The sequence below is a fragment of the Corynebacterium pilbarense genome, assembly GCF_026930265.1.
GTDB lineage: Bacteria > Actinomycetota > Actinomycetes > Mycobacteriales > Mycobacteriaceae > Corynebacterium > Corynebacterium pilbarense.
In genome coordinates, this window is record NZ_JANRML010000006.1 from 45,594 (window position 1) to 69,322 (window position 23,729).

Below are 23,729 nucleotides of genomic sequence, written 5' to 3' on the forward strand. Positions count from 1 at the left end.
CTCTGAACTGTTATGAACGAGCATCAACTGATCCAGTGGCTCACCAGTTGGGTCGAGGGCGCCACCGGCGTCGACTCGGTGGACCCGACCACGCCGCTCGAAACCTACGGCCTCGCATCCCGCGATGCGGTGATCCTCTCCGGCGAGCTGGAAAAGCTGCTCGGCCGCCGGGTCGACCCCACCGTCGCCTACCAGTACCCGACCATCACGGCGCTGGCGCAGGCGCTTCTCGAGCAGAGGCAGGAAGCGCCGAAGGTTGAACGTCGAGAAGCAACGAGCTCCCACGACATCGCGATCGTGGGTTCCGCGGGGCGTTTCCCGGGCGCGAAAAACAACGACGAGTTCTGGCAGATGCTTATCGACGGCCGCTCCGCCACCGGCCCGCTTCCCCCGCTCCGCTGGGACGAGTACCTGGGTGACCCTGTGGTGCGCACCAAGATGGCGGAGGAGAACACCGACGGCGGGTACATGGACGGCATCGCGTCCTTCGACCACGAGTTCTTCGGCATCTCCCCGCTCGAGGCGCAGAACATGGACCCGCAGCAGCGCATCATGCTCGAGGTGGCGTGGGAAGCGCTCGAGGACGCCGGCCTGGCGCCCAGCGAGCTGCGCGGCGAGCCCGTGGGCGTGTTCGTGGGCTCGTCCAACAACGACTACGGCATGCTCATCGCCGCCGACCCGAACGAGGCGCACCCGTACGCGCTGACCGGCGCGTCCTCCGCCGTGATCCCGAACCGCATCTCCTACGCGTTCGACTTCCGCGGGCCCTCGATGAACGTGGACACCGCCTGCTCGTCGTCGCTGGTGTCGGTGCACCACGCGGTGCGCGCGCTTCGCGACGGCGAGGCCGACGTCGCCCTGGCCGGCGGCGTGAACATCCTGGCCAACCCGTTCGCGACGCTGGCGTTTTCGGAGCTCGGCGTGATCTCGCCGACCGGGCGCATCCACGCGTTTTCCGACGACGCCGACGGTATCGTCCGCGCCGACGCCGCAGGTTTTGTGGTGCTTAAGCGCGTCGAGGACGCCGTGCGCGACGGCGACAACGTGCTGGCCGTGATCAAAGGCTCCGCGACGAACTCCGACGGCCACTCCAACGGGCTGACCGCCCCGAACCCGGAGGCGCAGGTGGACGTGCTGCGCCGCGCCTTCGCCGACGCCGGCGTGGACCCGCACCAGGTGGACCTGGTCGAAGCCCACGGCACCGGCACCATCCTCGGCGACCCGATCGAGGCCACCGCGCTGGGCGAGGTGCTCGGCCGCGGACGCGAGGCTTACCAGCCGCTGCTGCTGGGCTCGGCGAAGTCCAACATCGGACACTCCGAATCCGCCGCCGGCGTGGTGGCGCTGATCAAGGTGCTGCAAGCCTTGAAGCACGACACGATCCCGGAGTCCATCAACTTCGCTGGCCCGAACCACTACGTCGACTTCGACGCCGAGCGCATCGAGGTCGTGCAGGACCCGCGCGAGTGGCCGCGCTACTCCGGCCGCCGCGTCGCCGGTGTGTCCGGCTTCGGCTTCGGCGGCACCAACGCGCACGTGGTCGTGGCCGACTTCGACCCGGCCGACTACGACTTCGACGTGGTCGAGGATGAGCCCGCGTTCGAGGGCGTTTCCGTGGCGGCGCTGCCGGTGTCGGGGCTGTTGCCGTCGCGGCGCAAGGAAGCCGCCGGTGTGCTCGCGGACTTCCTCGAGGGCCGCGCCGATGCCGACCTGATCCCGGTCGCGCGCTCGCTGGCCAAGCGCAACCACGGCCGCTCCGCCGCCGTCGTGCAGGCATCTAGCGTCGAGGAGGCCGTCAAGCGCCTGCGCCAGGTCGCCGATGGAAAGATCGGCCCCGGCATCGCCGCCGCCGACGCCCCCACCCCGATGGGCCCCGTCTTCGTCTACTCCGGCTTCGGCTCCCAGCACCGCAAGATGGCCAAGGAACTCATTGCGCGCTCGCCGCTGTTCGCGCGCCGCATGCGCGAGTTGGACGAGATGGTGCAGTTCCAGGCCGGTTGGTCCATGCTCGAGATAATCGAGAACGACGAGCTGACCTACGACACCGAAAACGGCCAGGTCACCATCACCGCCATCCAGATCGCGCAGACCGACCTGCTGGCCGCCGCCGGCATTACCCCGGCCGCCACGATGGGCATGTCCATGGGCGAGATCGCCGCGGCCTACGGCGCCGGCGGCCTGTCCGCCGAGGAGTGCATCCTCGTCGCCACCGCGCGCGCCCGACTCATGGGCGAGGGCGAAGCCATGATTGCTGGCACGGAGCAGGAAGGCGCCATGGCGGTGGTGGAGCTCTCCCGCGAGGAGTTGGCGGAGTTCGTCGATAAGCATGAGCAGGCGGCCGGTGTGGAGCCCGCCGTGTACGCGGGGCCCGGCATGACCACCGTCGGCGGGCCGGGCAAGGCCGTCGACTACGTAGTGGCCGCGCTCGAAGCCGAGGAGAAGTTCGCGCGCAAGCTCAACGTGCGCGGCGCCGGCCACACCAGCGCCCTCGACCCGATCATGGGCGACCTCGCCGGCGAAATCGCCGGCCTGAACGCGCGGCCTTTGCGCGTGCCGCTGTTTTCCTCCGTGGACCGCGGCGAGGTGTACCAGCCCGGCCAAATCGTCCACGACGATGAGTACTTCCTGCGCATGACCCGCCAGCCGGTGTACTTCCAGGACGCGACCGAAGCCGCGTTTAACGCCGGCCACACCACGCTCGTGGAAATCACCCCGAACCCGGTGGCGCTGATGGGCATGATGAACACCGCGTTCGCCGCCGGCAAGCCGGACGCGCAGCTGCTGTACACCACCAAGCGCAAGGTGGACGAGCTGGAATCACTGCTGGACCTCGCCGCGAAACTGTACGTGAACGGCATGGGCGTGGACTTCGGCGCGTTCTACGGCGCGGGTGAAGTGGTGCAGGCGCCGAAGACCATGTTCAGGCAGGTGGACCACTGGACGCCGGCGCGCCCGTCGTCCTCGCGCGCGTCGCTTTTGGGCTCGCGCGTGCGCCTACCGGGCGGCGAAGTGGCGTTTTCCACCGCCGCCGACCAGATCTTCAGCCCGCACCAGCTCATCGAGTCCGCCGCCGCCGAGGTCTCGCCGAACGCGCGCGTGGTGGCTACCGAGGAGCACGGCTACCTGCCCGCGGACGGCGAGGTGACCACCATCGTCGCCTCCTCGCTCGGCGGGGTGTCCATCAAGGTCTTCGACGGCGCGACCTTGCTCGCGGAGGGGTTCGCCTCCACCATCGACCGCGCACCGGTGCAGGGCGTGATGGAACGACCGCTTGACGACGAACCTTCGGTAGACAACGCCCCCGAGGAAGACCCCGAGGCAGATGCCGTGCGCTGGGACCCCGACTCCGGCGAGTCGGTGGCGGACCGCCTGCGCGACATCGTCTCCGAGTCCATGGGCTACGATGCCGCGGACCTGCCCGACGAGCTGCCGCTGATCGACCTCGGCCTCGACTCCCTGATGGGCATGCGCATCAAAAACCGGGTGGAGAACGACTTCCAGATTCCGCCACTGCAGGTGCAGACGCTTCGCGACGCCTCCGTCGCCGACGTGATCCGCATCGTCGAAGACGCCGTCGCCGGCAAGACGGACGCGCCGCAGCCGATGGCCGCGAACGACGAGGTGCGCGACCCGGCCGCGGCCGCCGAGAAGACCCAGGGCGTGGGCGTGGCCCCGCGCGACGCCTCCGAGCGCATGGTCTTCGGCGCATGGGCCAAGTACGCGGGTGCGGCGGCGGCCGGTGTGACGTCGGAGTTGCCGTCGATTAGCAAGGAGCAGGCGAGCGAGGTCGCCGCGCACCTGACCGAACGCTCCGGCATCGAGGTCACCGCGGACGACGTGCTCGGCGCTGAGACGCTCGAGCCGCTGGCGAACCTCGTGCGCGAGGGGCTGGAAACACCTGTGGACGGCAACATCCGCGTCTTCCGCGACGGCGACGCCGAGGTTTCCCCGGTGTTCGTGTTCCACCCGGCCGGCGGGTCGTCGTCGGTGTACGCGCCGCTCGCGCGGAGGCTTGGCGACGACGTGCCGGTCTACGGCGTCGAGAGGCTTGAGGGCTCCCTGGAGGAGCGCGCCGCGGAGTACGTCAAGGACATCGAGCGCATCGCCGACGGGCGCAAGGTCGTGCTCGCCGGCTGGTCCTTCGGCGGCGCGCTGGCCTACGAGGTGGCGCACCAGCTGGGCAACGACAAGATCGACTACATCGCGCTTCTGGACACCACCCAGCCGTCCGAGCCGATCCCCGACACGCTCGAGGAGACGAAGGCGCGGTGGGGCCGCTACGCCGCGTTTGCTAAGGAGACCTACGGCCTCGAGTTCGACGTGCCCTACGAGCTGCTCGAAACTGCAGGCGAGGACGCGCTGCTGCAGATGCTCACCGAGTTCCTGGCCACCACCGACGCCTCCGAGCACGGCCTCGCCGCCGGTGTGCTGGAGCACCAGCGCGCGAGCTTTGTGGACAACCAGATCCTCAACCACCTCGACTTCACCCGCTGGGCGGATGTGCAGGTGCCGGTGCTGCTGTTCCGTGCCGAGCGCATGCACGACGGCGCGATCCAGCTCGAGCCGAACTACGCGCACATCGACGAGGACGGCGGCTGGGGCGCTATCGTGGACGACCTGACCATCGTCCACCTGCCCGGCGACCACCTCGCGGTGGTGGACGAGCCGGCGGTGGGGATCGTCGGAAAGCACATGAACGCATGGATTGAGGGGAAGCGATGACAACCGCCGAGAAGCTCCAAGACCTGCGCGAGCGCCTGGACAAGGCGCAGGACCCGGGCTCCGAGCGCTCCCGGAAGCGCCGCGATGACGCCGGGCGCACCACCCCGCGCCAGCGCATCGACGCGCTGCTGGACGAAGGCTCCTTCGTAGAAATCGGCGCGCTGGCCCGCACCCCCGGCGACCCGGACGCCGTCTACTCCGACGGCGTGGTCACCGGCTACGGGCGCATCGACGGCCGCCCCGTCGCCGTGTACGCCCACGACAAGACCGTCTACGGCGGGTCTGTCGGCGTGACGTTCGGGCGCAAGGTCACCGAGGTCATGGAGTTCGCCATCAAGATCTCCTGCCCCGTGATCGGCATCCAGGACTCCGGCGGCGCCCGCATCCAGGACGCGGTGACGTCGCTGGCCATGTACTCCGAGATTGCGAAGCGCCAGCTGCCCCTGTCGGGCCGCGTGCCGCAGATCTCCATCATGCTGGGCAAGTCCGCCGGCGGCGCCGTCTACGCGCCCGTGACCACGGACTTCGTGGTCGCGGTGGACGGAGAGTCCGAGATGTACGTCACCGGCCCGAACGTCATCCGAGAGGTCACCGGCGAGGACATCACCTCCGCCGAGCTCGGCGGCGCGCGCGTGCAGGAGCAAGCCGGCAACATCCAGGCAGTGGTGGCCACGGAAGAGGACGCCTTCGACTACGTCAAGGACCTGCTCGCACACCTGCCGACGTCCACGTTCGACGCCGCGCCCGTCGTCGCCGCGCAGCCCGACGAGGAGCTCGACGACACCGCGCTAGACACCTTCATGCCCGACGACACCAACGCCGGCTACGACATGATGGACCTGCTGGTGCAGCTCGGCGACGACGAGGACCTCGTCGAGGTCCAGTCCGGGTACGCCGAGAACCTCATCTGCGCATTCGGGCGTATCGACGGCCGCGCCGTCGGCTTCGTCGCCAACAACCCGATGTACGCCGCCGGCTGCATCGACGCGGACGCCGCCGACAAGGGCGCGCGCTTCATCCGCACCTGCGACGCCTACAACATCCCCATCGTCTACGTCGTGGACACTCCCGGCTACCTGCCGGGCGTGGAGCAGGAGCGCGAAGGCCTGATCCACCGTGGCGCGAAGTTCGCGTTCGCGGGCGTGGAGGCCACGGTGCCGAAGGTCACGCTAGTGGTGCGCAAGGCCTACGGCGGCGCGTACGCGGTGATGGGGTCGAAGAACCTCAACGGCGACATCAACCTGGCGTGGCCCACCGCCCAGATCGCGGTGATGGGTTCGGCGGCGGCGGTGGTGATGCTGCAGGGCAAGCAGCTCGCCGCCATCGAGGATCCGGCGCAGCGCGAGGCCATGAAGAAGATGTTCATGGACTTCTACGACCAGGAGATGACCTCGCCGTACGTCGCGGCGGAGCGCGGCTACATCGACCAGATGATTGAACCTAACCAGACCCGCGCCGCTTTACGGCGAGCCCTGCGGCAGCTAGCCTCCAAGCAGGAATTCGACCTGCCTAAGAAGCACACCATTAGTCCCCTCTAGTAAGGTTTCACCCCATGCTTTCTTCCACTCTTGACATCGTCGGCGACCTGATCAGCATGCTGGTCTGGTTTATCAATGGTATCCAGACCGGAAATCCGGCCTGGAACTTCGGCATCGGCTTCTAGGACTTCTTCACCAGCTTGGCCACGCCGCGCCAGCCGAGCATCAGCAGTGCAGACATCACCGTGGCCACGATGATGAAGGACCAGTGGGGGATGTCCTGGTTGCGGATGCCCCAGATGACCAGGCCGGTGACGACGGTGACGATCCAGATGATGCCGCCGTTGTTCTTGCGCGTGATCAGCCAGCCCAACGTCACACCCAGGGCGAAAGGCCACAGGGTGGACAGCCAGCCGGTGAAGTTGAACGGCATCTCGTCGGTCTGATGGGCGGCGCGTGCGAGCAGGGCGAACACGGCGATAGCGACGTAGTCGGCCGCGATCGCGGTGGGGCGGGAAATGCGTTGATTCATACACGCAGATGGTAGCGCTCGAACATCCTGTCCATGAGTCCGCGGTTGTCACTGGGCGGCGGAAGCGGTACGCAGAGGGGTTTGACCTGCGTACACCGCGGCGTAGACCACCCACCCGATCGCGGTGATGAGCACAAACGACACCGCCCGGTACACCACCGTCGCCGCCGTGGCGTGGGCCAGCGGCAACCCCGCGGCGACGAGCATGCCCACCGCCACGGGCTCCACCGTGCCGAGCCCGCCCGGGGTGACCTGGGTCGAGCCGGCCAGCTTGGTCATGATGAACGCCAAGCACACCCCCGCAAGTGGCGTGCCCTGGCCGGCCACGGCCCACACGGCGAAGACCATCGTGGCCAGGTCCAAAAGCCGGTTCGCCAGCGAGAGCCCCGCCGCCGCGAAAAACGAAGGCGCGGAGATGCGGATCGCGGAGACCTGGTCGATCACGTCCACGACCCGCCCGCGCACCTTCTCGGGCAAGAACCGCACCCAGCGTTTTAGCACCGCCGGGTTGAGCGTGGCCCAGAACACCGCGCCGATCGTCGCTAGCGCTGCCGCCAGCGAGCCGACCAGCGACCACACGGACAGCTCCGCGCCCAGCAGCGCCACGGCGACGACGCCGATGAGCACCATCCACACCGTCGACAGCGCGCCGGAGACTACGAAAAACCAGCCGCACAGCCCCACCGAAGCGCCCCAGGACCGGTGCACTCGAAATGTCAGCCACGCCGACAGCGCCGGCCCGCCCGGCACCGTGGTGGACCAGGCGTTGGAGGCGAACACGATCGCGTTCGTGCGCGCCACCCCCGTGATGCGGCCTTCCACGTTGAGCAGGATCTGCATCACCCCGGACATTGCCGCCAGAGACAGCACCGCCGTGGCCACCGCAGCCAGCAGCGGGCCTGTCGACGCCGCGCCAACGGCCCGCCACGCCTCCCCGAAAAACGGCATGTGGTCGCGCAGCACCACCAGCACGACTACCAAAATGGCCACGGGTGCGAGCCAGCGCAGCCACTGCCGCCACGTGTTAGCGCTCAAGTTCCTTCTTCTTCAACTGCTCTAACGCCTGGCGTGCACGGCGTTCCTCCAGGTCGCGCATGAGTTGGGCGAACGGCACCAGGGAGGCGTCCTCGGACACCGACACTCCCGCGCGGCCGGGTTGGGTGTCGGGCACCATTTCGGTGATGGGGGTTTCGGTGCGCGGTGGCGTCGATAGGCTTGAGCCCTCCCCGAACGCACCGGCCAAGCGCTTCACCCAGCGCGGCGCCCACCAGCTGTCCTCGCGCAGCATGTGCATCACCGCGGGCACGAACAGCAGGCGGATCAGGGTGGCATCGAGGGCGAGCGAGAAGATCATGCCGTAGGCGATGTACTTCATCATCACGATCTCGCTGAGCGCGAAGGCGGCGGCGACCACGATCATGATGGCAGCCGCGGCGGTGATGATGCCGCCGGTGTGTGCAGTGCCGCGCTTGATCGCCTCGTCGGTGCTCAGCCCGTTCTGGCGGGCCTCCACCATGCGGGAGACCAGGAAGACCTCGTAGTCCGTGGACAGGCCGTAGAGGATGGAGATGATCAGCACCAGAATCGGGCTCATCAGCGGGCCCGGGGTGAAGTTCAGCGCGCCGGCGCCGAGGCCGTCGACGAACACGGCGGTGAGGAACCCGAGCGTGGCGCCGATGCCGAGCACGTTCATGATCACGGCCTTCGCCGGCAGGATCACGGAGCCGAACACCAGCGCCATCAGCAGGAACGTGGCGATGACCATGTACAGCGCCATCCACGGCAGGCGCTTCAGCAGCGCCTCGATGGACTCGGTTTCCATTGCCGGGGTGCCGGCGACGTAGGTCTCAACGCCTTCGGGCGCGTCGATGTTTCGCAATTGCTTCACGACGTCCGCGCCCCCGGCCCTATCCGCAAGCGGCGCCGAGAGCACCGTGGTGCCGTCCTGCGTGGCGTGCGCGGGCTTCAGCGGCGCGGCCAGGCCCTCGACCTGGCGGGCCTGCAGCACGACGTCTACTAGCTGCTGGTTGTCCGCGCCGGTGACCACGAGCTTGACCGGGTCGGTGCGGAAGGCGGGGAACTCCTCGTTGAACTCGTCCTGGGCCTGGCGGGTGGCCTGGCTCGGCGGCAGGTAGGACTCGTTGATGCCGCCAAAGGTGATGCCCACGATCGGCACGGTGAGCAGGAGCAACAGCGCCGCGCAGCCGACCACGACTGCCTTGGTGTGACGCATCGCCCACGCCGGGATCTTGTACCAGATGGTGTCTTCGAGGCGGCGTGAACGTCGAGAAGCTTTGCGCACCGACCACATGTCGATCCTGGGGCCCAGCATGCCGAACAGCGCCGGCAGCACCGCCACGGAGATCACCGCGGCGAGCAGCACCGCGCTCATCGCGCCGTAGGCCACGGATTTGAGGAACGCCTGCGGGAACATCAGCAGCCCGGACAAGGCCACGCCCACCATGAGCGCGGAGAAGAACACGGTCTTGCCGGCAGTGTTGGTGGTCACCGCAACCGCCTCCTCGACCTCGGCGCCGCGGTCCAGCTCCTCGCGGAAACGCGAGACCATGAACAGGCCGTAGTCGATGGCCAGGCCCAGCCCCAGCAGCGTGATGATGGACTGGGAGAAGATGTTGACCTGCTGGTACTGCGCCAGCACCGCGAGCAGCGACAGCGAGCCGATGATGGACAAAATGCCCACGATCAGTGGCATCGCGGCCGCGACCACGCCGCCGAAAACGAACAGCAGGATGACGGCCACGAACACCAGGCCGACCTTCTCGGCGCGGGCGATGTCGGCGGCCATGCCCTCGTCCAGCGCGTCGGCCACCGCGGTCGCGCCGGCGACCTGCACGGTCGCGCCCGGCAGCTCCATCGCCTCGAGCGCGGGCTTGATGGTGCGGAAATCCTTCAGCGTCTGCTCGCCGTCGCCGTTGAGCCCGATCGCCGCGAACGCCTTGGTGTGCTCGCCGTTGACCAGCTGCGGGTTGGGGCGCTCGAAGTAGCTGGTGACGTGGGCGATTTCGTTGGGGAACTGCTCGCGCAGGGAGGTCAGCTGGGCGTTGGCCGCCTCCGTCAGCTGCGAGTCGTCGATGTTGTCCGCGCTGACCAAAACGATCACATCGCCCGAGTTGTCGCGGCCGAACGTCTCCTGCTCAATCACCGCGGCCGTGGTCGAGTCCGCTCCCGGATCCTCCCAACCTTCCTGGGAGAGGCGTTCGCCCAGCTTCGAGCCGAACAGTACCTGCATGGCCAGGATGAGCACGATGACCACCAGCGGGATGATCCGGCGGTGGCGGAACGCAAAACGGCCCCACTTGTAAAACATCTCCGGCCTCCTAGTCGCGGGTGTTGTGCAGCAGGGAGCGCAGCGGGCGGAACGGTTGCAGCCACGCGCCGCCGTCCGGCAGCCGGTCCAGGTTCACGCGCGGCAGCGGGTTCTGGAACACGCCCGGGATGTCCTCCAAGTCCACGAATTCCACGTCCGGGGAGTTCACCGCCCAGGAAGCGTGCTCGTGGAAGCCGAGGACGGTCACGGGGATGCCGGCGTCGACGAGCTCGAGCAGCGGCTCCTGGAAGTTCTGCCCATCCGCCGAGGCGACCACGACACCCTGGAGCACGCCCTCCTCGCGGCGGCGCTCGATGTGGGCCAGCATGTCCTGGTCCACGTCCGAATCCTCGTCGCTCTTCGGCTTGGCAAACACGGCGAAACCGACGTTGCGCAGCGCCTCCACCCATGGACGGATGGAGTCAGCGCCGCCCGCCGAGACGTTGGTGAACACCGTCGCCTCCGGCTCAATGTCGCGGCCGAGGTCGTCGGCGCGGGCCTCGGCTTCGTCGATGAGCCAGCGCCCGATCGCGTCGAAGCGGGGGCGGTGCGCCGCAGTCGGGCGCCCGCCCAGGATCGCGCCGAGGCCCATGTCCAGGTTCGGCGCGTCCCACACCAGCAACAGGCTCTCCGGGCCGGCGGGCGCGCCTGGGGTGTACGGGTGCGACAGCGCTTGCAGATCCATGGTTACTTCTTCTCCCACAGGTACTCGCGGATCACGTGATCCTTGTCCAGACCTTTGCCTTCGAACTTAGTAATCACCTGCCGGTCCGTGAGCAGCGGCGCATCCTCCCACGGCCACCCCTTGTACTCCAGCATCGGTTCCACGTTCACCAGCTCGTCGATCCACTCCGCGTAATCCGCGTGGTCCGTGGCCACGTGCAGCACACCGCCCGACTTCAGGCGTGTGGCGATCAGGTTCAGGGTGCCGGACTGGATGATGCGGCGCTTGTGGTGGCGCGCCTTCGGCCACGGGTCCGGGAAGAAGATGCGCACGCCGTCGAGGGACTCCTCGCCGAACATCCGGGCCAGCACTTCCACGCCGTCGCCGCGCACCATGCGGATGTTGTCGATGCCGCCGCGCACCACCGAGCCGAGCAGTTTGGCCAGGCCCGGCTTGTACAGCTCAACAGCGATGACGTTCGTGTCAGCCTCCAGCGGCGCCATCGCGGCGGTGGAGGTGCCGGTACCGGAGCCGATCTCCACAATCGTGGGGTGGCCGGAACGGCCGAACCACTCGTCGACGTCGATGCGCTCGTCCGAGCCTTCCGCCAGCACACGTCCGAGGCGCGGCCAGTGCTCGTCGAACAGGGCTTCCTGGTTGTCGGTGAGGGTGCCGCGGCGGAAGGTCACCGACCCCAGGCGCGGGTAGTCCAGGCCGGTGTCGAACTCGGTTTGCAGCGGGCGGCCCGCCGGCAATTCGCCCGTTCCCGGGCGCAAATTTTCAGTATTATTCATCACGTTTATTGTCCACATGAACAGGGCAAACGCAAGCTCCACGGGTCACCCCCGGAGGCGTCGTAAAGCAAATGCCCGAGAACGAGTGACGGGGGTAGAGCTCCACCCCCGCTTCCGGTAAAGGTCGTGCTCGTGCCAGCTGGTTATATCCAGTACGAGTGAATTGATCGGAACTTTTGGCCAGATGAACGCCCGTTTCGATACTCTTGGGGCGCAACAACGATGAATTTCGCACGCGCACTGGCCATAACCAGTTACACAAGGAGTACGTAAATGACCGCCGAAATCAAGCGCCTGGAGGGGACCAACCCCACCGACAACGACAAGCTCATCGCTTGGATCAACGAGGCGGTCGAACTTTTCCAACCTGAAAAGGTCGTCTTCGCGGACGGCTCCCAGGAAGAGTGGAACCGCCTCACCGCCGAACTTGTCGACGCAGGCACCCTGATCAAACTCAACGAGGAAAAGCGCCCCAACTCCTTCCTCGCCCGCTCCAACCCGTCCGACGTGGCACGCGTGGAGTCCCGCACCTTCATCTCCACCGAGAACGAAGAAGACGCAGGCCCGACCAACAACTGGATGAAGCCGGCCGCCCTCAAAGAGGAGATGCTGGAGCACTTCGAAGGCTCCATGCGCGGCCGCACCATGTACGTCGTGCCGTTCTGCATGGGCCCCATCTCCGATCCGGACCCGAAGCTCGGCGTCCAGCTGACGGACTCCGCCTACGTCGTGCTCTCCATGCGCATCATGACCCGCATGGGCACCCAGGCCCTGGAAAAGATCGAGGGCGAGAATTTCGTGCACTGCCTCCACTCCGTCGGCGCCCCGCTCGAGCCGGGCGAGGAAGACGTGGCATGGCCGTGCAACGACACCAAGTACATCTCCCAGTTCCCGGGGACCAAGGAGATCTGGTCCTACGGCTCCGGCTACGGCGGCAACGCCATCCTGGCCAAGAAGTGCTACGCCTTGCGCATCGCCACCGTGATGGCGAAAGAAGAGGGCTGGATGGCCGAGCACATGCTCATCCTGAAGCTCACCTCCCCGGAGGGCAAGGCCTACCACATCGCCGCGGCCTTCCCGTCCGCCTGCGGCAAGACCAACCTGGCCATGATCACCCCGACGCTGGACGGCTGGACGGCCGAGGTTGTCGGCGACGACATCGCCTGGATGAAGCTGCGAGAGGACGGGCTGTACGCCGTCAACCCGGAAAATGGCTTCTTCGGCGTCGCGCCGGGCACCAACTACGCCTCCAACCCGATCGCCATGAAGAGCATGGAGCCGGGCAACATCCTGTTCACCAACGTCGCGCTCACCGACGACGGCGACGTCTGGTGGGAGGGCATGGACGGCGAGGCGCCCGCCCACCTCATCGACTGGCGCGGCGAGGACTGGACGCCTGAGTCCTCCTCCAAGGCCGCCCACCCGAACTCCCGCTACTGCGTGGCCATCGAGCAGTGCCCGGCCGCCGCACCGGAGTTCAACGACTGGCAGGGCGTGAAGATCGACGCCATCCTCTTCGGCGGCCGCCGCCCGGACACTGTGCCGCTGGTCACCCAGGCCCACAACTGGGAGCACGGCACCATGATCGGCGCGATGCTCTCCTCCGGCCAGACCGCCGCCTCCGCGGAAGCCAAGGTTGGCTCCCTGCGCCACGACCCGATGGCCATGCTGCCGTTCATGGGCTACAACGTGGGCGACTACTTCCAGCACTGGCTGGACATGGGCGAAAAGGGCGGCGACCGCATGCCGGAGATCTTCCTGGTCAACTGGTTCCGCCGCGGCGACGACGACCGCTTCCTGTGGCCGGGCTTCGGCGACAACTCCCGCGTGCTCAAGTGGGTCATCGACCGCATCGAGGGCAACGTCGACGCCGAAGAGACCGTGGTCGGCTACACCGCCCGCGCCGAGGACCTGGACCTGACCGGCCTGGACACCCCGATCGAGGACGTGCGCGAAGCACTCACCGCAGACCCGGAGCTGTGGAAGGAAGACGTCGCCGACTCCCGCCGCTACCTCGAGGGCCTCGGCTCCCGCGTGCCGCAGGAGATCTTCGACCAGCTGAAGAAGCTGGACGAGCGCGTCCAGGCTGCAACGAAGTAAGCACTTGTCTCGCTCGAGGGTGTTGCGGTAGCATCGCACACGGAAAACTTCAGACAGGATCTGTTGTTAATAAAGCTTAAGGCCTGCCACTTGGCAGGCCTTTCGCTATTCTCGTCAGCATGGCGGGGGAACTAGTAGGGAGTCTTAGCAGCGCTCGCATTCAAGCGTACGAGGCTGACGTTGTAGCTCGTAGCGGGAGGGAGCTCGCCGAGATTGGCAGGGGGTGAGGTCGAATCCCTCTACATCTGGCAGGTCTCGGTAGCAGCGGCTTGGTACGAGACAACCGCATTGTTTGAACCGTTAATGCGCAACCGTATCGATGTGGCACTGAGAAGATGGAACACAGACAACGGTCAGACGGTGGATTGGCTGGAGGACGCCGCCACGCCGCTACGCGGTGTAGCTAGACGAGCGGCTAACGGCAGCAGAGCTGAAGCGGAGAAAGCAGCAAGACGGCGGGCGCCCATTCATCCCCGCTATCGAGCTCCTGTGAGCTTGGATGACAGGATTTCCCAGCTTACGTTCGGGAACTTGTCCGCGCTCTTCCCGCAGCGGGTGCCTGCCCGGCGCGGGAATCTCGCTTCGGGTTTCACCGCACACGAGAATCTGTGGCGCTTTGCGCTGAAGCAGGCGTTTCCAGGCCTCAGCCCTAGGTTTGTGGAGAACGCCAAGTACGCGTACGGCTTCACAGCCCCAGAAGAGGTCGAAGCGGCTTACGCCGTGGGGTACAGTTTGGACGCTTTGCGTAAGCTTCGCAATCGCGTGAGCCATCAAGAACAAATCCTCTTTGTGGATCACTCGGCGCGTCTGCGTGAGATCTACGGATTGACTCATGCGATGGCGCCACAATCTTTGGGGATGATGAAGCGGCTTGACCGAGTGCAGCGAACCTTGGCGCTGAAACCGCAGTTCTAACCCTTACGCAGCACGAGCACGAGGTTGGACACGGCGAACTCGCGCAGCACGGGCACGCGGGTGACCCACCACGCCCACCACGGGTGGTAGCGGGGGAAGGCGGCCGCGAGCTGGCCGGTCGCCTCCGCCCACGCAAGCCCCTCGCGGGCGGAGACGGCGAACAAGCTCTCGCCGAAGATGTTCTTCGGGACGTGGCCGTGCACTTTCGCGTATCGACGGCGCGCGTACTCCCCGCCCACGTAGTGCTGCCACAGCCCTGTCTCGTGCCCGCCGAACGGCCCGAGCCACACCGTGTAGCTGAGCACGACCAGCCCGCCGGGTTTGGCCACGCGCAGCATCTCGTCGCCCATGGCTTGCCAGTTCGGGATGTGCTCGGCGACGTTGGAGGAGTACACCACGTCGAAGGAATCGTCGGCGAAGGGCAGGGCCGCACCGTCGCCGCGCACCGCGCCGAAACCGGACAAACCTGCGGCGGATAATTCGGACACGTTTGGCTCCAGCCCGACGTAGAAGCAGTCGGAGAACGCGTCGGCGAAGTAGCCGGGCCCGCCGCCGACGTCTAACACGGATGTGCCGGTGACGGGGGTGCCCAGGAGGTCGTGCGATATTGCGTCGAGAAGCGAACGCGTATCGCGGGCGAGCATGGAGTAGAAGATGCGCGGGCGGAACTGTTCGTAAGAAAACGCGCGCAATAGCCGGAGTGAGCGGCGGAGCGTGGCCATCCGGCGGGTACGGTGCATAGCGATGAAGATACTGCTTCTGTGTTGGCGCGACTCCACCCACCCGCAAGGCGGCGGGTCGGAGCGCTACCTCGAGCGCGTCGGGGAGTACTTGGCGGCGCAGGGCCACGAGGTTATTTACCGCACCGCGACGTACACGGACGCGCCGCGCAGATCCAGGCGGAACGGGGTGCGCTACGAGCGCGCCGGCGGGAAATTCGGCGTGTACCTGGCGGCGCCGCTGTCCATCTGGCGCAACCGGCCGGATGTGGTGGTGGACACGCAAAACGGCATCCCGTTTTTCGCGCGGCTGTTCACGCGCAAACCCGTGGTGCTGCTGACGCACCACTGCCACAAGGAGCAGTGGCCGGTGGCGGGCCCGCTGATCCGGCGGCTTGGTTGGTTCCTTGAATCGAAGGTGGCGCCGAGGGTGTACCGGGGGGCGCAGTACGTGACGGTGTCGCAGGCCTCGAAGCGCGACCTGGTGGCGCTCGGGGTGCGCGAGGCGGACATTGAGATCGTGGAAAACGGCGTGGACCCGGTTCCGGCGCATACGCCTGTGCTTTACGACGACCAACGGCTGCACCTGGTCACCCTCTCCCGCCTGGTGCCGCACAAGCGCATCGAGGAGGCGATCGACGCGGTGGCGGGGATGGATGACGCCGTGCTGGACGTGATCGGTTCCGGCTGGTGGGAGGACCAACTGCGCGAGTACGCTGCCCCACACGGCGACAAGGTGGTCTTCCACGGGCATGTGTCTGAGCCGTACAAGCATGCGCTGCTGGAGCGGGCGGAGCTGCACCTTTTGCCCTCGCGCAAGGAAGGCTGGGGGATCGCGGTGATTGAGGCGGCGCAGCACGGGGTGCCCACCGTCGCCTACGCGTCCGCGGGCGGGGTGGCCGACTCTATCCGCGACCGAGAGACCGGCAGGCTGGTGCAGCCTGGTGAGGAGTTTGGGGAGGTTGTGGGGGAGACCTTGGGGCGTCGAGAAGCAATGGCTCCTGCGGCGCGGGCGTGGGCGGCGCGGTTCTCCTGGGCGGAGACCGGCCGAAAGTTCGAACGGATTATTGCAGCTGTGTTGTCCAGTTGAGCTGCTGGATCTTCGTGTCGAGCTCGCGGTACGCCTTCGCGGCGCTGTCGGCCATCTCGCGCAGGGCTTTCACGTCCACTGCAGGGACGAAGCGGACCTCTGAGCGGGAATAGCGCGAGCCTGTCATGGTGCCCGCGTCGGCGATGGCGGCGTAGAGGCGGCGGGAGCGCAGCAGCGCGTCGCGTCGCGCGATGGCGTCGGTGAGCGTGGCACCCTCGAAGGCGGTCTGGGCGTTGGTGTGGTTGATGCGGCGCACCAGCGTCTCAATCTCCTGGAGTAGGCCGGCGGCCTCCTCGAGCATGGCCGCCGGGTCCTCGACGGGCGAGTCACCCTCCTGGATCATCGCGCCCTGCACCAGGCGTTCCTGCAGCTTGTTCAGGCGGTCCTGCGCCTCGGCGCGGCGCGCCAGTGCCTCTGCGAGCAGCATGTGTGTGCCTCCTTGTACGTTGCTGTCCCCGTTCCCAACCCTCGCGGCTGCGTCCGCGACACCCCCAACGTCGTGGTAGTAAACAGTGCTCGGTGCAACCCTGTGGTGGGGGTCGTGCCCGTGTGCGTCGTGCAGGCCGCATGCGTTGTGCGTGTGAGCGGAATCGAACCGCTTCAGCCCTGATACGGCCACAAGGCGCCATGTGTGCGCCCTTTGCCCCGGGCGCGGGGGGTTGACGTTCGCTGGGTGCCGGCGAGCATGCCGCTACCGACAGTTTTGTTTGAAGATAGCAAAACGCCCAGCCGTTGGGAAGGGGCTGGGCGTGTGGAGCGTTATGCGGTGTTATGCCGCGGAGGGGAACAGCTCGCCGTCGCGGAGACGGTCGCGCATCTCGGCCTCGACGAGGACAGGGATGAAGTCCTCGATCACAGCGGAGTTGCGGTGGGTGCGCAGGACAGCATCGAATGCGTCGTTGATCTCGAGCGCGTCGAACTGGCCGGCGAACTCGGCGAGCAGGTCTTCGCGGATGTTGCGCAGAGCACGCTCGCGGATGATGCTGAAGTCAATTTTGTTAGCCATGGTGTGTTCCTCCTTGCAGAAGCGGTATCTGCTCCTTCTCTAGGCTCAGGGTTACGAGTGTACGTAACCTGTTGTTAACTTGGAGTTCACTTTAGGGGATGCGAGGCGAACAGTGCAAGGGTGTCAATGGTTGGAAGTACACATTAATTGGTAAAAGCCAACTAATTTCCTGAAACGCGCAGGTGGGAGCGTTGAGTATTACGGGTGTGATCCTTGACACACTGCAGCAATGGCACCATGCACCACAGGGCAAACAACGCCACACCCGCAGGCGGCAGCGGGCGTGCAGGTGCGCCCGTCTCGGTCACGGAACCGTCGGCGCGCACCACCACGCCGACGCCCAGCTCGCGCAGACGTGCTTGGTCATCACGGGCCGCCTGCGCCGCCGACCAGCGCAGCGACGGCGGGTCCACCGCCACCCCGTCGACTGTCAGCGCCCCGGATTCGACAACGTTCATTGCCTTGGGGGCGGGGTCGACGACTGGGTGGCCGTCGAGAGACAAAAGCGCCGGGCGCGATTCGAAGAAGACGTCGCGGCCGCGGTGGTCGACGGCGGGGACCTCGACGGTGGTGGGGGTGAGCGCGGCGAGAGCGAGCGGCGCGTCCGGGGCCTGCAGCAGGGCGAACGCGGCGGCAGCGAGTGCGCGCCGAGGCTCGAGCGCACCGGCGGCAGCGACAAAGGCGGGGATGGCGAGGATGAGCCACTTCTGGCCGTCGCGGAGCAACCCGCCGCCCGGGAAATGCTGGACAAGCGGCGCGGTCAGCCCCGCCCAGGACGCAAGCGCCACCGCGAAGCCCAGCGCCGCCAGCAGCACGAAGCGGCGGGGCACCGCCCGCCACGCCAGCGCAACCAGGGCAAACAGTGCCACGCCGAACAGTGCAAACCCGAGCTCGCGGGAGGCTGGCACCGCCTGGCCGTTCCAGATCCCGCCGAGGCCCAGCAGAGAGCCGAGGGTGCCCGCATGGGCCTCGGCGCGGGGCGTGAACGCCCCGGCGGACGCAGCCGAGGACGTGCCGCCCGCGGATCCGAACACGCCCGCCACCACCCACGGCAGGCAGGTGCACACGCTGACCGCCACCCCGCGCCACCCGCGGGCGAAACACGCCGCCGCCAGGGCACCTGTGGGGGTCAGCGACGCCAGCCAGTGCGCCAGGCCGGACGCTGGCACCAGCCCCAACGCCACCAGCGGCAACAGCCACGCCGCGGCGGCCAGCGACCACTGCCCCTGCAGCAGCCGCTCCACCACGAACGGGTTCCACACCGCCACCGTCATCGCCGCCGCCTGCCCGAACGGGGTGCGGCCGAACCGGTGCCCGGCCCACGCGGCGCACCCCGCGGCGGCCACCATGAACACCCGCAGAAACGCCACCGGCCAAGGCAGGATCCCCAAAAGCGCGTCCTGGGGCACGTTGCGCGCGGCCAAATCACCCCAGCCGAGTGACGCCCGGGTGAGCGCCATGGAGTCGAACACCATCATGTCGCGCAGCGCGAACGCTTCGCCGGGGACCAAAAACGGCCAGGTCAGTGCCACCACCAGCAGCGCGCCGTACACCGGCGCCCAGAAGCGGTTAACGGCGGCGCGCATACAGCACCAGGCCCGCCACGAACGCCGCAGCGGCGATGACCCGCGTGATAACCGACATCACCTGCAGCCCGCGCAGCCACGCCACGTCGCGCCCCGCCGCCGCAACCTGCGCCGCCTTGGTCTCTTCGGCAAGCACCCACTGGTCTTCCCCGCAGTCCCACACCTCGTCGAGGATGCGGCCGGTGCGCCGCTCCGCATCAACGGTGCGCACGCACCCGTCCGAAAGCGCGGCGGAGTACTTGTACGTGTCCAACCCCTGCACCGAACCGGGGCCCAGGTAGTCCATCCCGACATCCTCCCCGGACGTGGAATCGAACAGAGGGTACGTCCGCCGCTCCGGGCGGTAGGGCAGCAGCGGCCCAAGCCCGGCGCGCCCCTTCGCGGGGAAGGCGGTGGAGGGGTCGATGGGAAACGCGTCCACCTCGTCACCGTCCAGCGTCACCACCGCGTCCAGGCTCTTCGGGGCTTTGGACAGCGCGACGGTGCGGGTGCGGGGCGAAGTGCCGTCGAAAAGCATGGTGTACTCGCCCGGATCAAGTGTGCGCTGCTGCGCAATCACGATGGGGGAGACGAGGTTTAACGCGGCGCAGGCGACAATGATGCCTAGGCAGGCGGCAAGTCGGCGTCGCAGGTTCACCCGTGTCACCCTACCGGGTGGCTAGACTTGCGCCATCGTGAACAGACCCGCCATTTTGCCCGAGCTCGACGGGCTGCGCGCCGTGGCCGCCTACGGCATCGTGGCCACGCACGTCGCGTTCCAGACCGCCACCGGCTCCGCGGTGCTGGAGCGCTTCGACTACTTCGTGGCTGTCTTCTTCGCGCTCTCGGCGTTTTTGCTGGCGCGCGGCGGACGGCGGGAGGGGTACTATTCGCGCCGCGTCGCACGCCTCGTGCCCGCGTACCTCGTGTGCGTGGTTGTGGTGCTGCTCGCGCTGCCGCCGCTCGCGGGGGTGACGTTCGGCCAGGTCGCTGCCAATGTGCTGCTTGCGCAAATTTACGTGCCGCATTCGCTTATCGACGGGCTCACGCAGATGTGGTCACTCTGCGTCGAGGCCGCCTTCTACCTGGTGCTGCCGTTGTATTTGCGCCTCGGTCCGCGAGGCCGCCGCGTGGCGCTGGCGGGGTCGGTAGTGCTGGGGCTGGCGTGGCCGTGGGCGGTGGCGGGTGTGGCGGACCCGGCGGTGGTGAACATGCAGATCTGGCCGCCGTCGTACGCCCCCTGGTTTGCGGTGGGGCTCGTATTGGCGGAGCTGGAGCGCGCTCGCGTGCGATACGCCGGCCCGCGCTGGCCGATTGCGGCGCTGGCGCTGCCGGTGGCGTGGGTCGGCGGGGTGGTGGGCCCGCGGGGGTTGGAGCACCCTTCGCCGCTCGAGTTCAACGTGCGCGTGCTGCTCGGCGCGTTGTTCGCGGCGCTTGTCGTGGCGCCGTTTGTGCTGGGGCAGCGCGAGCGCGGTACGGTGCTGTCGTCGACGGTGATGCGCACCCTGGGCCACTGGTCCTACTCGGTGTTCCTGTGGCATATGGCGGTGCTGTACTTCATCTTCCCTGTACTCGGGGTGCCGATGTTTTCGGGAGGGTTTGTGTTGGTCTACGCGGCCACCGCGCTGGCGAGCACCGCGGTGGCGTACATCTCCTACGAGCTGGTGGAGGTGCCGGGCGCGCGGCTGGTCAGGCACGCCACGGCGAACAGGCCGGCCACGACCAAGAAGGTAGAGGAACCGGCGTAGTTCGTCGCCGGCCACGCCGCGCGCGCCAGCACGAGCCCGCAGAGGGCCATGGCGGCGGCCGCGACGCGGTGCATCGGTAACACGGTGAAGCGGCGCACCACCCACGCGAGCACCACCGCCGCTAGGCCCTGGAACGGGAACGCGGCGATCACGGCGACGGTCGGCGCCCAGATGGCGTTGGCTTCCGGCTCGTACGGGGTGTCGTCCCCGCGGCGCCACGGCACCCACAAACACAGCGCCAGCACGAGCAGGCTGAACGCCCCGCCGAAGATCAGCGAGTAGCGGTAGGCGCCCTCGCCGGCGAAGCGCATCCGGAACTCGCCGTTTGCCCCCTCGGGGACGCGGAAGGCTTGGGCGCCGGCGTCGATACGCACCGGCTCTAACTCGGTGCCGCCGAGGGTGGCGCGAAGCCCGTCGTTGAACGCGCGGGTGGTCAGGAGCAAACGGTCGCCGGTGCTGGCCGGCAGGGGCGCGCGGGAGAGCATGACCGTGTCCGCACGGGTGAACAGCTCGTGGGTTCCGGCCTCCAAGAAGACGCTGCCGACGCGGCGCTCGCCGTCGATGGTGGCGGGCGCGCTGAGCTGCCACGTGGCGTCCTCTGCGGTGGTGAAGCGGCGCTGGATCACGGTGTGCGCGGGGAAGTGGCGCTGGAAGAAGTAGCGGTCGGCGGTGCCCTCCACCTCAACCATGCGCGTGACCCCCACGTCGAGCTCGCGGATGCCCACCGGCTCCGTCAGCTGCAGGATTGTGGCATCGCCGCGGGTGAGCCTGCGCGGCTGGTTTTTCACTAGGGTGACGCTGCGGCAATTTTGGTGCCCGTCGCACAGCTGCACCGTCGTGTCCGCGGTGGCGGCGATTGTGACGTGCTCCTGCTGCGATTGGAATTCGATCCAGGCGCGCGCGTCGCCGGGCGCGGGCCACCAGGCGGTTTCGCTCAAGCCGTCGAAGGCGGAGGTCAGCGACTTCGACGCGTCGGGGCCGCCGAACGCGCCGGCGTCGGCGGCCGACGAAGACGCGCGGGCGTAGCCGTCCATTGTCACCGCAGTGCGCGTGCCCGCAGACGGGTAGTCCTTCACCCGGTTGCGCACCGTGGCGTCCTCCCACTCGGCGGCGAGGTGGCCGGACTGTCCGTCGATGGTGCCGTAATTGCGCACCGCAAGCGCCGGGGTGTCGGTGACCACATCGGCATCTCCGCTGGCCAGGCGCGCCGGGAAGTAGCCGAGCTCGCGCCACAGAAGCGGCAGCACCTCGCCGCCGCCGTCCACCGCAACAGGTTCGCGCTCCGTCTCCATCACGTCCGCGTGCGGATCCAGCAGGAAGATGTCCACCTCGCCGAAGCTCGCATCCGGCTCGCCCAGGCTCGGCGTCGGCGGTTGGCGCTCAAGGTCGCGGCGCACCACTACCGCACCCACGCCGATGGACCGCAACGCCTGCCTATCGACGAGCTCCGCCTGCCCCTCCAGCCCCCGAATCGCTTCCGGGTCCACCAGCGGCACCGCGTCCCGGAACGCGAACTTCGCCTGGGTCAGCGCCTGGATCGGCTCGTCGCGCGTCCACCCCCAGCTCTGCCGCGCGAACGACGCCGGAGGGACCACAAGCGTGCGGGTGCCGGCGGCGTGCTCGTCCAACCACTGGCCCGCGGCAACCCAGTCCTGGGACACCTCGGTCCAGGTGCCTTCCGGAAGCAGGCGCAGCGACCACGCCGGTGCCACCGCCACGACGGCGGCCAACGTGATGCCGACGGACTTGGGGCGGTTGACCGTGGCAGCCAGGTGCCCGGCACCGAGCGCGAGCGGCAGGTGAACCAGGGGGTCGAATTTATGCAGGTTGCGGAACGGGGCGAGAGCACCGTCGTAAAGCGAAGTGCTCATGTGCGCGGAACCGAGCACCCAGAAGCCCACCGCGAACACCACGAGCAACGGCCCGCGCCACGGCATGTCCCGGCGCGCCAGGCCCGCCAGCCCGGCGGCGGCGACGAGACAGGTGGCGATGATAAATGTCGGCTCCGCCACTAGCAGGTGGCCGGCGGCGCGCTCCGTGTCCACGTAGGGGGTCCAGCTGGTGGTGCCGCGCAGAATCTCCACCGGGTTGAGCCACGCGGTGGTCACGCGGGCGGATTCGATGAAGTCCGTAAACGGTGGGGAGTACCGCCCCAGTACCAGCAGTGGCCCAATCCACCACGCCGACACCGCCGCCGCGCCGAGCGCGAACTTGCCAGCCGCCGCATAGGAGCGCCGGGCTATCAGCAGCACAAACGCCGGCAAGCACGCGGCGATTGTGGCGGTGGCGTTGACCGCGCCCATGCACGCCACCGCCACCACCGCCGGCGCCACCCGCGGGGTGCGGCGCGTCAACGGGATCAGCGTCCACGGCACCAGCGCCACAGGCCACGCCTCCGATGAGATCGCGGTGAGCGTGGTCAGGATGCGCGGGCTCAGCGCATAAAGTCCCGCCGTGAGGACCTGCGGGAACGTGCCACTGATGCCTACACGCCGCGCGAGCGTCAGCGCGCCTGAGTACGCCAGGCACAGCAGCAGCCACCACCACGCGCGCTGGATCAACCAATCTGGCACGTGCAGCAGGTCCCCCGCCAGGTAGAACGGCCCTTGCGGGAACAGGTACCCGTACGCCTGGTTTTGCACCTGGCCCAGCGGAAACTCGTCCGTGTACGCGTGAGTCGCGCGACGCAAAAACCGACCGGGGGCGGCAACCAGGTCGAACTTGGTGTCCGCCGCGACCTGCCCCGGCGGCTGTGCAAGCACAACAACGAGCAGGACCAGCCAGCCTGCGAGGTGCGCGCGCATCCCCCGCACGAGCGCCTACTTCCTCGAGCCGTACTCCGGCCCGCCCAGCACCGCCTCATCCGCCGGCACCGCCGAACCCTGCGGCACCGTGGATTGCCCGGACACGGACGCGATGCCGAGCACCCCCACCACACCGAGCACCACGCCGACAACCGTGCTGGCCAAAACGGGCGCGGTGGCGCGCCGGGCAAGCGACGCCGGCAGGGCAAATACTCGGTGGGACATGTCGGAGAAGCCTACCAGCAGCGGGTACAGTGGCTGTGG

General features: G+C 67.8%; 18 protein-coding genes. 6 read left to right on the plus strand and 12 right to left on the minus strand.

The window, feature by feature from the left end; translation table 11 throughout:
• Positions 1-12 precede the first annotated feature (12 nt).
• Together pks13 and NUW87_RS06185 are read left to right on the plus strand one after the other, a co-directional pair.
• The gene (gene pks13, locus NUW87_RS06180; protein WP_269027719.1) at positions 13-4,722 is read left to right on the plus strand and encodes a polyketide synthase Pks13; all 4,710 of its coding nucleotides are present in this window, start codon (positions 13-15) and stop codon (positions 4,720-4,722) included.
• Positions 4,719-6,260, plus strand: coding sequence for an acyl-CoA carboxylase subunit beta (locus tag NUW87_RS06185; protein ID WP_269027720.1), 1,542 nt, complete (start codon positions 4,719-4,721; stop codon positions 6,258-6,260). The genes pks13 and NUW87_RS06185 overlap by 4 nt, the downstream gene beginning before the upstream one ends.
• 121 nt (positions 6,261-6,381) lie before the next feature.
• Here the strand turns inward: NUW87_RS06185 and NUW87_RS06190 are convergent, their stop codons facing one another.
• Genes NUW87_RS06190 through trmB form a run of 5 tightly spaced genes read right to left on the minus strand, consistent with a single transcriptional unit; the run spans position 6,382 to position 11,518 of the window.
• Positions 6,382-6,732 carry a DUF3054 domain-containing protein gene (locus NUW87_RS06190; protein ID WP_269027721.1) on the minus strand — a complete coding sequence of 117 codons (351 nt, stop codon included), beginning with the start codon at positions 6,730-6,732 and terminating at the stop codon, positions 6,382-6,384.
• A 48-nt stretch (positions 6,733-6,780) separates the two neighbouring features.
• Positions 6,781-7,767, minus strand: a complete 987-nt coding sequence (locus NUW87_RS06195) for a lysylphosphatidylglycerol synthase transmembrane domain-containing protein (protein WP_269027722.1) — start codon at positions 7,765-7,767, stop codon at positions 6,781-6,783.
• Positions 7,757-10,060 (minus strand): MMPL family transporter, encoded by a 2,304-nt coding sequence (locus tag NUW87_RS06200; RefSeq protein WP_269027723.1) that lies wholly within the window; start codon positions 10,058-10,060, stop codon positions 7,757-7,759. The genes NUW87_RS06195 and NUW87_RS06200 overlap by 11 nt, the downstream gene beginning before the upstream one ends.
• A gap of 10 nt (positions 10,061-10,070) precedes the next feature.
• Positions 10,071-10,745: an NYN domain-containing protein gene (locus NUW87_RS06205; RefSeq protein WP_269027724.1), complete on the minus strand. Its 675-nt coding sequence runs from the start codon at positions 10,743-10,745 to the stop codon at positions 10,071-10,073.
• A gap of 2 nt (positions 10,746-10,747) precedes the next feature.
• Entirely contained in the window at positions 10,748-11,518 is a 771-nt protein-coding gene (gene trmB, locus NUW87_RS06210) for a tRNA (guanosine(46)-N7)-methyltransferase TrmB (protein WP_269027725.1), read from the minus strand.
• A gap of 273 nt (positions 11,519-11,791) precedes the next feature.
• On the opposite strand from trmB, the gene NUW87_RS06215 reads away from it, so the two are divergent.
• Together NUW87_RS06215 and NUW87_RS06220 are read left to right on the plus strand one after the other, a co-directional pair.
• The gene (locus NUW87_RS06215; RefSeq protein ID WP_269027726.1) at positions 11,792-13,618 is read left to right on the plus strand and encodes a phosphoenolpyruvate carboxykinase (GTP); all 1,827 of its coding nucleotides are present in this window, start codon (positions 11,792-11,794) and stop codon (positions 13,616-13,618) included.
• Positions 13,619-14,149: 531 nt separating this feature from the next.
• Positions 14,150-14,533 carry a hypothetical protein gene (locus NUW87_RS06220; RefSeq protein WP_269027727.1) on the plus strand — a complete coding sequence of 128 codons (384 nt, stop codon included), beginning with the start codon at positions 14,150-14,152 and terminating at the stop codon, positions 14,531-14,533.
• Here the strand turns inward: NUW87_RS06220 and NUW87_RS06225 are convergent.
• On the minus strand, positions 14,530-15,273 hold the full coding sequence (locus NUW87_RS06225) for a class I SAM-dependent methyltransferase (protein ID WP_269027728.1): 744 nt from the start codon (positions 15,271-15,273) through the stop codon (positions 14,530-14,532). The two genes, NUW87_RS06220 and NUW87_RS06225, sit on opposite strands and share 4 nt — an antisense overlap.
• Positions 15,274-15,277: 4 nt before the next feature.
• Here NUW87_RS06225 and NUW87_RS06230 point away from each other — a divergent pair, with 4 nt between their 5' ends.
• Entirely contained in the window at positions 15,278-16,342 is a 1,065-nt protein-coding gene (locus tag NUW87_RS06230) for a glycosyltransferase family 4 protein (RefSeq protein WP_269027729.1), read from the plus strand.
• Here the strand turns inward: NUW87_RS06230 and NUW87_RS06235 are convergent.
• The 4 genes from NUW87_RS06235 to NUW87_RS06250 all read right to left on the minus strand — a co-directional run bounded on the left by NUW87_RS06235 (position 16,317) and on the right by NUW87_RS06250 (position 19,571).
• Entirely contained in the window at positions 16,317-16,769 is a 453-nt protein-coding gene (locus NUW87_RS06235) for a DIP1984 family protein (RefSeq protein WP_269027730.1), read from the minus strand. The genes NUW87_RS06230 and NUW87_RS06235 overlap by 26 nt on opposite strands.
• A 342-nt stretch (positions 16,770-17,111) precedes the next feature.
• A complete protein-coding gene (locus NUW87_RS06240) occupies positions 17,112-17,348 on the minus strand; it encodes a three-helix bundle dimerization domain-containing protein (RefSeq protein WP_035000213.1) in 237 nt (78 codons plus the stop codon).
• Positions 17,349-17,509: 161 nt separating this feature from the next.
• Complete coding sequence (locus NUW87_RS06245) at positions 17,510-18,934, minus strand: MmpA family trehalose lipid delivery protein (RefSeq protein WP_269027731.1); 1,425 nt, start codon at positions 18,932-18,934, stop codon at positions 17,510-17,512.
• Positions 18,918-19,571: a porin PorA family protein gene (locus NUW87_RS06250; RefSeq protein ID WP_269027732.1), complete on the minus strand. Its 654-nt coding sequence runs from the start codon at positions 19,569-19,571 to the stop codon at positions 18,918-18,920. Before NUW87_RS06250 ends, NUW87_RS06245 begins: the two co-directional genes overlap by 17 nt.
• A gap of 37 nt (positions 19,572-19,608) precedes the next feature.
• Between NUW87_RS06250 and NUW87_RS06255 the strand changes: the two genes are divergently transcribed.
• On the plus strand, positions 19,609-20,661 hold the full coding sequence (locus NUW87_RS06255) for an acyltransferase family protein (RefSeq protein WP_336296915.1): 1,053 nt from the start codon (positions 19,609-19,611) through the stop codon (positions 20,659-20,661).
• Here NUW87_RS06255 and NUW87_RS06260 read toward each other — a convergent pair.
• Positions 20,568-23,465: an alpha-(1->3)-arabinofuranosyltransferase domain-containing protein gene (locus NUW87_RS06260; protein WP_269027775.1), complete on the minus strand. Its 2,898-nt coding sequence runs from the start codon at positions 23,463-23,465 to the stop codon at positions 20,568-20,570. The two genes, NUW87_RS06255 and NUW87_RS06260, sit on opposite strands and share 94 nt — an antisense overlap.
• A 15-nt stretch (positions 23,466-23,480) precedes the next feature.
• Positions 23,481-23,690 carry a DUF2613 family protein gene (locus tag NUW87_RS06265; protein WP_239306170.1) on the minus strand — a complete coding sequence of 70 codons (210 nt, stop codon included), beginning with the start codon at positions 23,688-23,690 and terminating at the stop codon, positions 23,481-23,483.
• Positions 23,691-23,729 lie beyond the last annotated feature (39 nt).